Annotated in this window: 17 protein-coding genes; 15 read left to right on the top strand and 2 right to left on the bottom strand. The window is 52.3% G+C overall.

Annotated elements, in window-relative coordinates; genetic code table 11:
* Positions 1 to 406: 406 nt before the first annotated feature.
* Positions 407 to 3,232 (top strand): O-antigen ligase family protein, encoded by a 2,826-nt coding sequence (locus NSS79_RS29810; protein ID WP_342437242.1) that lies wholly within the window; start codon positions 407 to 409, stop codon positions 3,230 to 3,232.
* An 85-nt stretch (positions 3,233 to 3,317) separates the two neighbouring features.
* On the opposite strand, the gene NSS79_RS29805 is transcribed toward NSS79_RS29810, so the two are convergent.
* Positions 3,318 to 3,971, bottom strand: a complete 654-nt coding sequence (locus NSS79_RS29805; RefSeq protein WP_342437241.1) for an SdpI family protein — start codon at positions 3,969 to 3,971, stop codon at positions 3,318 to 3,320.
* A 2-nt stretch (positions 3,972 to 3,973) separates the two neighbouring features.
* On the bottom strand, positions 3,974 to 4,309 hold the full coding sequence (locus NSS79_RS29800) for an autorepressor SdpR family transcription factor (RefSeq protein WP_342437240.1): 336 nt from the start codon (positions 4,307 to 4,309) through the stop codon (positions 3,974 to 3,976).
* Between the two features lie 231 nt (positions 4,310 to 4,540).
* Here NSS79_RS29800 and NSS79_RS29795 point away from each other — a divergent pair, with 231 nt between their 5' ends.
* From NSS79_RS29795 to gatB, 14 genes are all read left to right on the top strand, one after another.
* A complete protein-coding gene (locus NSS79_RS29795; protein WP_076113346.1) occupies positions 4,541 to 5,155 on the top strand; it encodes a DedA family protein in 615 nt (204 codons plus the stop codon).
* Positions 5,152 to 5,718, top strand: a complete 567-nt coding sequence (locus tag NSS79_RS29790; RefSeq protein WP_038596557.1) for a thioredoxin family protein — start codon at positions 5,152 to 5,154, stop codon at positions 5,716 to 5,718. Before NSS79_RS29795 ends, NSS79_RS29790 begins: the two co-directional genes overlap by 4 nt.
* Positions 5,719 to 6,354, top strand: coding sequence for an MBL fold metallo-hydrolase (locus tag NSS79_RS29785; RefSeq protein WP_038596555.1), 636 nt, complete (start codon positions 5,719 to 5,721; stop codon positions 6,352 to 6,354).
* Between the two features lie 184 nt (positions 6,355 to 6,538).
* Entirely contained in the window at positions 6,539 to 6,760 is a 222-nt protein-coding gene (locus tag NSS79_RS29780; protein ID WP_342437239.1) for a hypothetical protein, read from the top strand.
* Between the two features lie 57 nt (positions 6,761 to 6,817).
* Complete coding sequence (gene sigY, locus NSS79_RS29775; RefSeq protein ID WP_038596550.1) at positions 6,818 to 7,351, top strand: RNA polymerase sigma factor SigY; 534 nt, start codon at positions 6,818 to 6,820, stop codon at positions 7,349 to 7,351.
* Positions 7,341 to 7,664, top strand: coding sequence for a YxlC family protein (locus NSS79_RS29770; RefSeq protein ID WP_342437238.1), 324 nt, complete (start codon positions 7,341 to 7,343; stop codon positions 7,662 to 7,664). Before sigY ends, NSS79_RS29770 begins: the two co-directional genes overlap by 11 nt.
* Positions 7,661 to 7,879 carry a hypothetical protein gene (locus NSS79_RS29765; RefSeq protein ID WP_342437237.1) on the top strand — a complete coding sequence of 73 codons (219 nt, stop codon included), beginning with the start codon at positions 7,661 to 7,663 and terminating at the stop codon, positions 7,877 to 7,879. The genes NSS79_RS29770 and NSS79_RS29765 overlap by 4 nt, the downstream gene beginning before the upstream one ends.
* Positions 7,880 to 7,940: 61 nt before the next feature.
* Positions 7,941 to 8,132 carry a PLD nuclease N-terminal domain-containing protein gene (locus NSS79_RS29760; RefSeq protein ID WP_342437236.1) on the top strand — a complete coding sequence of 64 codons (192 nt, stop codon included), beginning with the start codon at positions 7,941 to 7,943 and terminating at the stop codon, positions 8,130 to 8,132.
* Entirely contained in the window at positions 8,132 to 9,046 is a 915-nt protein-coding gene (locus NSS79_RS29755) for an ABC transporter ATP-binding protein (RefSeq protein WP_342437235.1), read from the top strand. The genes NSS79_RS29760 and NSS79_RS29755 overlap by 1 nt, the downstream gene beginning before the upstream one ends.
* The gene (locus tag NSS79_RS29750) at positions 9,043 to 9,813 is read left to right on the top strand and encodes an ABC transporter permease subunit (RefSeq protein ID WP_342437234.1); all 771 of its coding nucleotides are present in this window, start codon (positions 9,043 to 9,045) and stop codon (positions 9,811 to 9,813) included. Before NSS79_RS29755 ends, NSS79_RS29750 begins: the two co-directional genes overlap by 4 nt.
* Before the next feature lie 159 nt (positions 9,814 to 9,972).
* Positions 9,973 to 10,356, top strand: a complete 384-nt coding sequence (locus NSS79_RS29745) for a hypothetical protein (RefSeq protein ID WP_038596538.1) — start codon at positions 9,973 to 9,975, stop codon at positions 10,354 to 10,356.
* A gap of 377 nt (positions 10,357 to 10,733) precedes the next feature.
* Complete coding sequence (gene gatC / locus NSS79_RS29740) at positions 10,734 to 11,021, top strand: Asp-tRNA(Asn)/Glu-tRNA(Gln) amidotransferase subunit GatC (protein ID WP_342437233.1); 288 nt, start codon at positions 10,734 to 10,736, stop codon at positions 11,019 to 11,021.
* Between the two features lie 24 nt (positions 11,022 to 11,045).
* The gene (gene gatA / locus NSS79_RS29735; protein WP_076113354.1) at positions 11,046 to 12,503 is read left to right on the top strand and encodes an Asp-tRNA(Asn)/Glu-tRNA(Gln) amidotransferase subunit GatA; all 1,458 of its coding nucleotides are present in this window, start codon (positions 11,046 to 11,048) and stop codon (positions 12,501 to 12,503) included.
* Between the two features lie 40 nt (positions 12,504 to 12,543).
* Positions 12,544 to 13,989, top strand: a complete 1,446-nt coding sequence (gatB, locus tag NSS79_RS29730; RefSeq protein WP_342437232.1) for an Asp-tRNA(Asn)/Glu-tRNA(Gln) amidotransferase subunit GatB — start codon at positions 12,544 to 12,546, stop codon at positions 13,987 to 13,989.
* Positions 13,990 to 14,063: the final 74 nt, after the last annotated feature.

The raw sequence follows: 14,063 nt of genomic DNA, 5'->3' as shown, positions 1-14,063 counted from the left end.
GAGCTGAAATTGCCCCGAAATGGCCATCTGTTGCACTTTCTACACTGGAATCCGGTAAATGTTGCGGATATGGCGAGATTCTGCTCTTCTGACTGCAGAAACTGCAATAGAATCTGATTTCGTTCGCCCAATTACAAATACTAATGTACGAAATACAATCACCAAGGAATTTGGAAAATTTTTGCTGAACATACATCGCATATGTTCTGAATGTCATTAACGCCATTAACATCATCACGGGATTAACGCCATTAACGTCATAACGGCATTAACGATATAACCGCGATAAATAAGCAGGACGGTGAGTCTCCATCTGGAGGCAGCCGTCCTGTTTTGTGTTTTCCTTTTGGTTCAGGACAAATCTGGTAAGACTAAAGAGAACTTGAATTCTACGGAGGAAGTTGAAATGCATAGTGGCATGGCTGAGCGGCGTTTGGTGGCGGCAATGGTATTTGTTGGTACAGGTTTGGTGCTGGCTGCTGTTACGGCAGGTGTGTTGCTGCGCGGGTTATTCTTTGCCGGGGAAATGTACCCGTTTCTGACGGTATGGTATCTCATGTGTGCTGTATTCCCCGGGTTATGGCTGATTGCAGCGAGTCTGCGCGGGCCTTCAGCCAGCCTGCTTAGCATTTACGGGAATCGCAGAGCCAATAGAAGTGCAGCAGCGCTGTTGTTGATCTGTCCTCTTGCCATCCTTGCGCTCTACGGTATTCACTGGCACCGCGGACCTTTATCAGCCCAGGGGAATTTGAATGAGCTGCTGCGCTGTGGCCTTTACGCCAGCTTTGCTTTTTGCGCTTATTATTGTGCAGGCCATCGTTGGGGAGCACGTTTTCTTAACGCAGTGTGGAGCTTGCTGGGCATGCTTATTAGTATAAGTGCCTTGTTAGCCGTCTGTGGAGGACTGAATCTTCCTTTTGCGATAGCTTACAGCACATCAACGGAGGTCAGTGCTACAGGTGCCCGACTGGGGGGATTGCTAGAGTATCCTAATGCTTTCGGTGCAGTAATGGCTGTTTTTTTGCTGGAGCGTCTGTTTGCGCTCGCTGCCTGCCGGGATGCAGCGGAAACGGACAAGAAGCGCGGGAAAGTTCAATGGCCGGATGAGGGCAGTGCCGTAAGGGGAGCGCCAGTGCTGCCTAAGGAAGCCTATGCGGGCTTGGGAAATACGCAAGGGGAGCGGGAGGAGGGATGTGAAACTGAGGAGGGGAGAACCAGATCCAGTCGTGGCAGAGCCAGAGATGAGAATCGGGAGGAACAGCATGTATCGGAGGATGCGAGAACAAGATGCTGGTTAGGTAGAGCTTACACAGAAGTGATGCGGGAGGAACGGCATGTAGTTGAGGATAAGAAACTTAGTTCCAGTCGCGGCAGGGCCTACAGAGAAGTGGAGCAGGAGAAGGGGCGTGAAGAAGATGAGCAGACGCTGGCGCGTACAGTAGCTTTGGTGGAGCAAGAACACGGTGAGCCTGCTGCTATAATAAGCAACGCGAAGCTGCTGCTGCGGATGCTGCCGCTGTTTCCGTACGCCGCCGCGCTGCTGCTCAGCGAGTCGCGCGGCGCTTGGCTGGCTGCGGCTTGCGCCAGCGCCGCCGTTCTGCTCTGGAAGCGGCGGCTCCTCGCGCCGCTGCTTGCCGCCGGCGCCGCGCCTCTGGCTGCCGCGGCGCTGCTTTACCGCCAGCTGGCCCGTGCCGGGCTGGCGGTAGAGCCTTTACCCGGCCTGCTGCTGCTGGCCGGACTCTGGGCCGGCGCGCTGCTGGCCGGCCTGTGGCTGTACCGCCGCAGCATCAGCGCGGCGGGAGGAGTCCGCGCCGCCATGCTGGTGCTGGCGGCGGCAGGCTGGACGGCGGCGGGCACCGCCGTCCTTGTCCAGGTAAGCGAGCGGATCACCGGACCGTCTATGACGGTCGCCGCTCGCGGGCTTTATTACCGCGATGCCTGGAAGCTCGCGGCGGAAGCGCCCTGGCTGGGGCGCGGGGGCGAGACTTGGCGGTACTCGTACCTGGCCGCCCAGTCCCGCCCCTATGTAGGCAGCCAGGTGCATAGCGGTTATCTCGACTTCCTGCTGAATCTGGGAATTGTCGGCCTGGCAGCAGTCCTGCTTCTGCTGCTGGCGGCAGGATGGGTGGTAGGAGCAGCCGCTCCAAGGCTGCTCCCGCCACTGCTGGTCATCGCCTTGCATGCGGCGGTTGATTTCGACTGGAGTTATGGGCTTACTTGGCTGCTGCTGTTCCTCCTGCCGGCGCTCGCGCTTGCTGAGGTCCGGCAGGAGGCGGAAAACTCGTCCGGCACTACTGCAGTCAAGGCTGCTCCAGGAATAGCTGTTATCCCTTCGGCAGGCGGCATTCTGTCAAATGCCGCAGTCAATAAGTGCCTAACGGCATCCGAATCTGGAACAAGGGCAACTTTCTCTGCGGTCACCACCGGACCGGATGCATCCTATCAGGCACGAGACTTTCTTCCTGCTGCCGCCCATGCCAACAGTCCCGGTACTAAGCGTTTTCCTCGCTTGTTGAGCAGAGCTCAGCGGCTTCGCTTACGGCTCTGCCACTTCGTTTTGAACCGAAGGGTAAGGGCTGCTACTGCTGCGGTCTGCACCGGGTGCCTTTGCTTGGCGCTAAGTTTGCTATCCTTTCAGCTAATGAAGGGGGCCGAATTACATAGGGTGGCTGCCCGTGAACCAGACCCTGCAGGGAGCATTGCGCTGCTCCGGCAATCGCTGGAATGGAATCCCCGTGAGCCCCGGGCAGTTGTTAGTCTATCAAGGCTGCTCCCGGACCGGGAGGCAATGGATCTGCTGACCGGAAGCTTGGCCTACGCGCCAGAAGACGCTGCGGTGCAATGGGAAATAGCGGAGAGGTCGATAAACGGGAGTAATCCGGGAGAGGCACTGCACTGGATACGCAGAAGTTTGAAGGCGGATGTCTATAATACCGCCAAAAGGGTAAAAGCGATTGAGGGAATCCTCGACATGAGTCAGCGCAGGTTGATAGCGGGGGATAGGGCGGGAGGGACAGCCAGTGCGGCTGCGGGTCTCGATCTGCTGCATCAGTTCCGCTTGCAGGCGGACAGCGAGTGCCGCAAAGGACAACAGCACAATGACCGGCGGTTTGGATTCACAGCAGAAGCCGAAGCATTGGAGCTTCGGCTCAGAAAGGTGTTGGCTGCGGCATACAGCCCGGTAGCAGAAGAACGCCGTGTCAGCGTACAGATGCCAACAGCGGCGTATTGATCAGCAGGTATCAGAAAAGTCCGTCTGCCGCTCCAAATTACTGCAAGCAGCTACACAATATGGAATGCAGCCGGCAGGCCTACTCTTATGCCTTCATCCGCTGAGAGGTGAACCAGGAGTAGACGTACGGGATGATAGTCGCGATCAGCAAGGCCGCGATAATCATACTGATGGACAGGATTTTTGGCATAAATGCGCCAAGTGCAATCAGCAGCCCGCCCAGCATCCACATGAACCCTGAGAAACGGTGGGTTTTCCGCCATACCTCCGGACTGGCCAGCGTCCATGGGGTGCGGATGCCGATGAAATAGTTATCTTTAACTTGCGGCATGTAATTTCCAATAACAATGAACAGCAGGCCAACTGCTACCATAGTTAATTTGCTGACCGGAATATTTTGGTCAAGACTGCTGGCTACGGTTAGGACAAGTATAGTATCGGCGAGCACCGCGATAGCCAGGCGGGTCATTTTATAAGCACCTTCGAATTTCGAGTAATTCTCTTTCTTGGGATCGATATTCCGTATGAACTGCATTCCAATGGGAAATGCCAGGCCCATGAATGCCAGCAGTGCAATCGCCGACCCTTTGCTCCCGTACCGGTTAACCTCTCCGGTAATGCCGAACTGGATAGGGAGCTGATCAGGCAGTTTGCCATAACTAATGAGCGCATAACCAAGAGAAAGAAGCCCCAAAATGACTATTAGTGTGTCCTGCCACTTCCATTTGAAATTTTTCATCTTTACTCAACCTCCGAGTTAGAATGGTTGTGTTGCCTTTTGCCGTCTTCTTCAGGTAAATGATCTGGTGCACTTCCTTTTCCCGTGCCGGTCAATTCCAGGAACCATCCAAGCACCTCTTCAAGCACAGTGGTATCCAGGGAATAAAGAATGAACTGTCCCTTCCGTTCATCCTGCACCAGACCGGCATGCTTGAGTGCGCTAAGATGATGCGAAATGCTTGGTTTTGACATCTGAAAATAATCGGCGATTTCTCCGGCAGTACGGTCTTTTTCCCGCAGCAGCCGGATGATCTGCCGCCGGGTAGGATCGGCCAGCGCTTTGAAGGATTCATTCATTTTCGATCCGACCTTTCGATATTTAAGTAATTATCTAAATGTATAATTGCACTGATTTCATAAATTGTCAATCTGTTGAATGCCATAGATTCCATCTTCGTAAGTAGAAGTCGTAAGGCCGCATATGCTAGAATAGGCTAGAAGAAGCTGGATACATAGAGCGGAAGCGTTGTTCGTCTGAGCCTGAAGGGCGCTAAGCCTAATTCCGCAAATACGGGAGGAGGAGCTGCATTGCATTTTTTTTCTGATCTGGTCTCGCAGTTGTTTGAGTGGATTCAGAGTCTTGGGTATTTCGGGATTATGATCGGACTCATGATTGAAGTAATACCGAGTGAGATTGTGCTTGCTTTTGGCGGATACTTGGTTTCGCAAGGGCAGATTAACTTTTTTGGCGCAGTTCTTTTTGGAACGGTGGGTGGGGTCATTGCCCAGATCTTTGTGTATTGGATCGGCCGTTATGGCGGCAGACCTGTGCTGGAGAAATACGGGAAGTATATTTTTATCAAGAAGAAGCATATTGATCATTCCGAAGAATGGTTCAACAAGTACGGTACCGGTGTTATTTTTACGGCCCGCTTCATTCCGATTGTCCGCCATGCCATTTCCGTGCCGGCAGGGATATCACGTATGCCGTTAGGCAAATTCACTCTGTTGACCACACTCGCGGTTATTCCGTGGAGCGCACTGTTTGTCTACCTGGGCTACACTCTGGGTGACAAATGGGAAACGATTGACGAGGTTGCGGCCAAGTACACCCATGAGCTGATTCTCGTTGCAATAGCCATTATCGTTATATATTTTCTGTTCAAGTGGTACAAATCCAAGAAGAAAGGTAGTGCAGTATGAAGCAGAATGTAGCCCATAAATTTGGTCAAGGTCTTACTCCGCGCCAGTTCGTGGAAGGGATGACGAAAAATCAGCAGGCATTTGAGTCCTGGTATGAGAAGTTTGCCTGGGATAACGAAAGTGACCGGGAATACTTTGAGAGCCTGAACCATCGCGATGATCTGCGGGTGCTGATCTTGGCTGCCGATTGGTGCGGTGACGTAGTGCGTAATGTGCCGGTTGTATTCCGCATTCTTGAGACAGCGGGGATTAAGACTGAAGTGCTGATTCTGGAAGAGAATCAGGATGTCATGGATGATTTCCTGACGATGGGCGGCAGATCGGTGCCGATTGTCATCTTTGCCGATACTGGAGGTTATGTGCTCGGTCATTGGGGTCCGCGTCCGGAGCATGTGCAGTCTCTGATGGCTGCATTCAAACAGGAGAATCCCGACCGCGAAGCCGCGGATTACGAGAGCAAGATTGCCGAAGTACGCAAGGCGATGGGACAAGCCTACGGGGAAGGAACGGAATCGCACGCAGTTATCGCAGGAGAGCTGCGCAGCCTGATCTCCGGCTTTTAAATTATGCTTAATATACGTTCCTATAATCTAGGGCCGCTCCAGACCAATGCGTATTTGTTGACCGGGGCAGATCCCGGGCGTGGCATCATCATCGATCCCGGTATGAACCCCGCCGGTCTTGTGCGGGCTATAGAAGGCATGGAGATTGAAGCGATTTTGCTGACACATGCCCATTTCGATCATATCGGCGGCGTAGATGAAATACGCAAAGCCAAGAAATGTCCTGTCTATGTTCATCCTCTGGAGAGTGAATGGCTGAGCAGTCCCAAGCTGAACGGCTCACTGATGTGGCCGGAAGCCTCGCCTCCGATTAGCACAGATCCTGCAGAGTATGATCTGGCAGAAGGACAGATTCTGCAGCTGCTGGGCCTCACCTTCCGGGTGATGCATACCCCCGGGCATTCTCCGGGAAGTGTAAGCTTCCTGTGTGGAAACGATCTGTTCTCCGGGGATGTGCTGTTTAAGCTGGGGGTCGGGCGTACCGATCTGCCCGGCGGCAGAGAGCGGGATTTAATTGACTCCATCCGCGGGAAGCTGTACCGGCTGGATGAAGAAGTGAAGGTGTATCCGGGACATGGTCCGCGGACAACCATCGGCTTTGAACGTCTCCGCAATCCTTACGTTCCCATGCAGTGACCTTATTCCCCTGGATGCGACATGAACCGGGAAAATAGAGATGGACATAAAGATACAAAGTTGCTACAATGATGTTAATTAAATGTAACATTTACCTCGCGAAGTACGCAGACTGTGGAATAATCCCGGTTTGCGTTCTTTTTTTTGTCTACATAAAAGGTTGAATTGTATGGGAGGAAGCGGCTTGAAGAACGATATACATTACCAGATGGACGATGGAAAGCCAGATACAGCTAATGAAATCTTTGCAGTCGGTAAAGGGAAAGAAACGGAGCTTTCTGCTCTTGGCAGAACTCCAGACGGTTTGGAGCGGACTTTATTCTGGCATTTCCCTAGAGGGAAAGGTGCAGTTCAGCCTTGGCGGCGGAGACTTTGGGAGCTGCAAAATAATTTGGATCACGAATGAACGAATTGATATAGCTATTCGTATTAAGGTGTGAATGAAGGAAGCATGGAGGGAACAATGAGCGACGTGACGCTGGAGAGAATCAAGCTGGCACAGCAGGGCGATGCTTCGGCGCTTGCGTTACTGCTGCGGGAGCATTACAGCTTTTTGTACAAATACCTAATCAAGGTCACCATGGACCCATTGCTCGCCGAGGAGCTTGCCCAGGATACTATGGTCAGATGCATGGAGAAGATTAGAAGCTATGATGGTTCCTCTTCTTTTTCCTCATGGTTGATCACGATCGCTACCCGTCTATATATCGACCGGAAGCGGAGATGGAAACGTGAAGCGGAGTGGCGGCGTCAGGAGCAGGGCGTGTTGTCCATCCGCTGGCGGTTTGAGAGCCGGAATATAGAATGGAGCGATCTGCTTGATGCGCTCTCCCGGATTCCCTCACCTCAGCGGATAGCCGTATTGCTGAAGCATTATTACGGTTACAGCTATGAAGAAATCGGTGTGATTCTGCAAGTCCCATCGGGCACAGTCAAATCACGTGTGTCTGCCGGCCTTAACCACCTGCGAAAGGAGCTGAATGAGGATGAAACCTGATGATGATGAACTGCTGGTCCAGTTGAACGCAGAATTGAATATCTTGGATGCACAATTTGATGACATTTCGCCGCCATCCTTGTTGGTTATGGAAGAACTCATTGCTGCCGAGACCCTCCGCAGGCGCCGTAAGAGCCGCAATGAGCTGCTGCTGTTTTTGTGCCTGGCTCTGATTGTGCTCAGTATCATTCTTACTGCCTTGGGATCAGCCCCTGTATTTTATTGGGTACTGCAGGCGGTATTCCCCCTCGCGGCACTTGGCAGTCTGGGAGTTTCGCGGGTCAGACTGCAGCGGGAGGATACGGAAGAGTGAGTGAACTGAAGGATGTGCCTTTATGGTTGTGGATTTGCTTAGCTGCCGTGCTGATGCTGCAGGGGACATGGATATTCCGGGATGCGCAGAAGAGAGGCGAAGGTGGCATGGCATGGTTCTGGGGAATCTGGGGTCTTACCGGAATACCCACGCCGGCAGTTTGCTATCTGTTGTTTGTGATTCTGCCAGATAGACGAAGAAGAAAACGGGATTAATCAATACAGGATGTCAGGAAAGATCCTTCTGTATGCGAAGAATAGAACGGGGGATGCTGGGATGGACAAAGTGAATTGGGGTTTGGTTTGGCCGCTGCTTGTACTTCAGATCTTACTGGCCATTGTCGGATTGGTATCTTTGGCCAGAGCGGAGAAAGTGCGGGGTCCGAAATGGATGTGGATTATTATAATAGTATTTGGCAATCTGTTGGGCACTATTGCTTATTTTACAGCAGGAAGGAATGAGAACTGATGCCGCTGCTTAAGGTTGCCGATCTGCATAAACGGTATGGCAGACATATCTCCGTAGATGGTATAAGCTTTGAGATCGAAGCCGGGCGCTGTGTCGCCTTGCTGGGACCAAACGGAGCAGGCAAGACCACAACGCTGCGCATGCTTGCGGGTCTGCTGCCGCCTACGTCGGGGGAGATATCCTTTGCCGGCAATCGTCCGGGAGCGGATTACCGCAAAGCACTGGGATATTTGCCGCAATCCCCGGCTTTTTACAACTGGATGAGCGGACAGGAATATGTTGTCTTTGCCGCGAAGCTGAGCGGCATGCGCTCCAGAGAAGCAGCCGAGAGGTCGGCCGCCGCACTGGAGCGGGTAGGTCTCAGCGAGTCGGCGCGCCGCCGGATTTCCGGGTATTCAGGCGGAATGAAGCAGCGGCTCGGTCTGGCGCAGGCACTGGTGCACCGCCCCCGGCTGCTGCTGCTTGACGAGCCGGTCTCGGCGCTTGATCCGATTGGACGGCGGGAAGTGATGGAACTGCTGCGGGAGATCCGTGAAGAGACGACGGTCATCTTTTCTACACATGTGCTGCATGATGCCGAAGAGATATGCGATGATATCATATTAATGAACCGCGGTGTGATAGCTGAGCAGGGGACATTATCCTATCTCCGTTCACAGTACAGTCTTCCTATTATCAGACTATATACAGAGAAAGAGGATAAGGCATTCCGGTGGCTGGAGGGCCTTGTGCATAAACCTTTTATTGTTCAGTCGCAGATTACTGCAGGTAAAGCCATTTTTAATGTGAGCGATGTAGAACTGGCACGGCGGGAGATTCTGCAGGAAGCTGGCAAGCTGGATATTCCGCTGCTGCAATTTGAAGCAGGCTCTTCCACACTGGAAGACTTGTTCATGAAAGTGGTGGGCTCATGAGAAGCTTCTGGACTTTATACTCAAAAGAAATGCTTGAGACGCTGCGAAGCTACAAACTGATCTGGATACCGATTGTATTTATCATCTTGGGCATTATGCAGCCGCTTGTGACCTATTACATGCGCGATATTCTGGAAGCTTCCGCAAATGTGCCGGCAGGGATGCTGGAGAGCTTTGAAATGCCGGAGGCAACTGCGGTAATGGCGCAAGCGCTTGGCCAATATGGAACGATTGGCATACTGGTTCTGGCGCTTGGGAGCATGAATGCACTGGCGGGAGAACGGAGCAGCGGAACGGCTGAGCTGCTGATGGCCAAGCCGGTTACTCCGATGGTCATTATCATCGCCAAATGGGCTGCACAGCTGACCCTGCTTATAATTGCACTTGGACTGGGCGCGGCGGGGGCCGGTTATTACACGGAAGAGCTGATGGGTCCGCTTGCCTGGGGTGAGGTTGCAGCTGCAACCGGAATCTATGGGCTATGGCTGCTCTGCGGCGTCTCACTGACACTGCTGTTCAGCTCCTTTCTTCGTGGACCTGCCGCCGTGTTTCTTGCCCTGGCGCTCGTGGCGGGGGTATCACTTGCCTATAGTCTGCTGCCAACCCGGCTTGGCTGGACGCTGGCTGCGTTGCCCGGATTGTCTGCCGGAGTCCTTGTAGACAGCGGCACAGTTGGAGTAGGCCCTTTTCTCTCAGCAGCCGTGCTGATTGTGCTGTGTATTGCCGGGGCTGCTCTGTTAACGTCCAGAAATAAACTCCCAGTTTGACAGAAAAACAAGAAAAATGTTGCTTTTTCTCGACATTTCTGAAAATTTCAAGGAAAATTTCATTGAACTCTCCTCCTTCTGCTGGACAGCTCTATCTTTTTTTAGTAGACTGTTGAAACAAGTAGAACCATGATAGATTTTGGCTCAGGAGGTAGGACGATGCTGCGTTTAGGAGAGAAAATTGTCATTGTTGCAGACGCTTTTGAGCAGAGTCTTCCTATTGGAGACTACGGCTACCTGATTGCTTACGACCGCAATCCTGACAATGCGTTTGATTATGTCATTCGTGTCCCTCAGGCAAACAGGAATTTCTATGTTACGGCAGAGGATATTGAGGCGGAAGAACAATTGCTGGTGGTAGAGGCTGAGAGAGCAACGCATGAAGCATTGATCGATTATGCTTTGTCGACATACAATGAGAAGCTGTTTCATCATTTGATGAACGGCGAAGACATGGAAGCAGAAGAGGCGGAAACGACGTCTACGGAAAGTATGTCCCAGGCGGAATTTATCAAACAGGTGAATCTTCGCGCTTGGATTTAGGTAAGGCCGGCGCAAGCCGGCTTTTTTGAAATAGAAGAATTTATATGTTCCACGCCATAAATGATCCTTCTATTTTTCGCAGAAGCGGCTGCCAGTCCTAAGAGGACTGAAAGTCCGTTTCTTCTTAAAATGTAAGAGTCTATAGGGTGCACGCAATGCTTTATCCTTATATTTCTGCAGAAACGGCTGCCGTCCCTATTAGGACGCCATAGCCGTTTTTTCTTGTTTCATATACCCATAACCTGTAGCGCCACTAGCTGTTGTTCGAATTGCAGCTTTGTGAACATGACAAGCTCATTGAATTGTCCAGGCTTCTACAATATAATTAAAAACGTTATCCGGGCGCTTTAGCCCTTTAAACAGGAGGGATATTTCTTATGAGCATTACCGTCAAAGATGTGCAGCATGTGGCCAAGCTGGCCCGCCTGCAGTTAAGCCCGGAAGAAGAGGCTACTTTTACTGAACAAATGAATGCTATTTTACAATATGCGGAGAAATTGAACGAACTTGACACGGAGCATGTGAAGCCGACAACGCATGTGCTGCAGGTCAGCAATGTGATGCGGGACGATGTCGTGAAGGAGAGCCTTTCCCAAGAAGAAGCTATGCTTAACGCACCTGAACATGAAGACGGACATTTCAAAGTGCCGGCAGTTCTGGAATAACGACAATAGAGAGGAGGAAGAAAGTTGAGCCTGTTTCAATATCGACTACCCGAAGTACATAACATGCTGCACAGCAAAGAGATTTCGGTCAGCGAACTGACGGAAGAATCACTGGCTGCCATTACCGAGCGTGACGGGAAGGTGCATGCATTTTTAACTTTAAATGAGGAGGGCGCGCGGCTGTCCGCACGTGCTCTGGACGACAAGCTGGCTTCCGGTGCAGCGCGCGGTTTGCTGTTTGGTCTTCCTGCAGGAATTAAAGATAATATTGTAACCAAAGGATTGCGCACGACCTGTGCCAGCCAGTTTCTGGACAATTTCCAGCCGATATATGATGCAACAGTTGTTTCCAAACTGCGTCAGGCCGATGCTGTAACCATCGGCAAGCTGAACATGGACGAGTTCGCCATGGGCGGCTCCAATGAGAATTCTAGCTACGGGGCTGTGCGTAATCCTTGGGATCTGGAACGTGTTCCCGGGGGCTCCAGCGGCGGCTCGGCAGCTGCAGTAGCTGCCGGTGAAGTCTTCTTTGCACTTGGCTCCGATACCGGCGGTTCTATCCGCCAGCCTGCTTCATATTGCGGTGTGGTAGGACTTAAACCGACTTATGGTCTGGTTTCGCGTTACGGCCTGGTGGCATTTGCTTCTTCGCTCGATCAGATTGGTCCGCTTACCCGGACGGTGGAGGATTCCGCTTATGTGCTGCAGGCCATTGCCGGATACGACGCCCAGGATTCCACCTCGGCCAAAGTGAATATCCCTGATTACTTAAGCGCGCTTACCGGTGATATTTCCGGGCTGCGCATCGCTGTGCCGAAGGAGTATATCGGGGAAGGTGTAGATGCCTCCGTCCGTGAGAGTGTGCTGTCTGCACTTAAGGTGCTGGAAGGTCTGGGTGCGGTCTGGGAAGAGGTTTCTCTTCCGCATACCGAATATGCTGTGGCGGCGTATTATTTGCTCTCCTCTTCGGAGGCGTCTTCCAACCTGGCCCGTTTTGACGGGGTGCGTTACGGTGCGCGTATAGATAACGGCGGCGGATTGCTTGATTTGTACCATAATTCCCGCAGCCACGGATTTGGACCGGAAGTTAAACGCCGGATTATGCTCGGCACTTATGCGCTCAGCTCCGGTTATTATGATGCTTATTACTTGAAGGCGCAGAAAGTGCGCACCTTGATCAAGCAGGATTTCGACGAAGTATTTAAAAAATATGATGTCGTCATCGGACCGACTGCGCCAACTACAGCTTTCAAGCTGGGCTCGCAGACGGAAGATCCGCTCACGATGTATTTGAATGATATTTTGACCATTCCTGTCAGTCTCGCCGGCATTCCTGCCGTCAGCATCCCTTGCGGTTTTGCCGAAGGCCTGCCTGTAGGTCTGCAAATTATCGGCAAGGAATTTGATGAGAGCACGGTACTGCGTGTTGCACACGCTTTTGAACAACATACAGATCATCATAAAGTACAGCCACAACTATAATTGCGGTCTTCGAAGCTTAGGCTCACAAAACTTTTAAGGGATGAGATCATTTATGTCTAAATACGAAACGGTCATCGGGCTGGAAGTTCATGTGGAGCTTCATACCAAGTCCAAAATCTTTTGCGGCTGCTCCACAGAATTTGGCGCTCCGCCCAATACGCACACCTGTCCCGTCTGTCTTGGTCATCCCGGCGTGCTGCCGGTGTTGAACCGCCAGGCGGTGGAATACGCGATGAAAGCAGCCATGGCGCTGAACTGCACCATCGGCGATGTCAGCAAGTTCGACCGCAAGAACTATTTTTACCCCGATTCGCCCAAAGCGTATCAGATCTCGCAATATGACCAGCCGATCGGTCTGAACGGCTGGATCGATATCGAAGTGAACGGTGAGACCAAACGGATCGGTATCACCCGCCTGCACCTGGAGGAAGATGCGGGCAAGCTGACTCATGTAGACGGCGGATTTGCTTCGCTCGTCGATTTCAACCGGGTAGGCACACCACTGATCGAAATTGTCTCCGAACCGGATCTACGCTCTCCTGAAGAGGCGCGCGCTTATCTGGAGAAGATACGGGCCATTATGCAATATTGCGACGTATCCGATGTGAAGATGGAAGAAGGCTCCATGCGCTGCGATGCGAACATAAGCCTACGGCCAGCAGGTCAGGAAGAGTTCGGCATCCGTGCGGAGCTTAAGAACATGAACTCCTTCCGGGGTGTGCTGCGCGGTCTGGAGTACGAGCAATTCCGCCAAGGGGAAATCCTTGATGATGGCGGTATCGTCGTGCAGGAGACCCGCCGCTGGGATGAAGCGCAGGGCAAGACGTTATCTATGCGCGGCAAGGAAGAAGCTCATGATTACCGCTACTTTCCAGATCCGGATCTCATTGTCCTGCATATTGACGATGCTTGGAAAGAGTCCATCCGGGCTACGATTCCGGAGCTGCCGGATGCCCTCCAGCTGCGGTACAGTGAGGAATACGGCCTTACCGCTTATGATGCGGGGGTGCTGACCTCCTCCAAGCCGCTGGCCGATTTCTTTGAAGGCTGCCTTGCTTACACAAAGGATGCCAAAGCTGTGGCCAACTGGATGATGGGTGATTTGCTGGGTTATCTGAACGGCAGCAATCTGGAATTGTCCCAGGTGAAGATTACGCCGCAGGGTCTGGGCGAAATGATCGGCCTGATTTCAGGCGGAACGATCAGCAGCAAGATTGCCAAGACCGTCTTCAAGGAAATGCTGGAAAGCGGAAAGCTGCCGGGTGCAATCGTTGAGGAGAAGGGACTTGTCCAGATCAGCGACGAAGGCGCAATCAAAAAAATTGTTGAGAATGTAGTGGCAGCGAATCCGCAATCGGTAGAGGATTACAAGGCTGGAAAGCAGAAGGCAATCGGATTCCTGGTAGGGCAGGTTATGAAAGAAAGCAAAGGCAAAGCCAACCCGGGTCTGGTAAATACATTGCTGGCTGAAGTTTTGAACAGCTAGATCCCGCTTTTGGGTAATAGTAGACTATAGGATTATTAGCTCAGGGCTTGTCGGCAACGGCAGGCCCTAAGCGG

The sequence above is a fragment of the Paenibacillus sp. FSL L8-0436 genome (assembly GCF_038593025.1).
GTDB lineage: Bacteria > Bacillota > Bacilli > Paenibacillales > Paenibacillaceae > Paenibacillus_AQ.
This window is presented reverse-complemented; position numbering and strand designations above follow the sequence as displayed.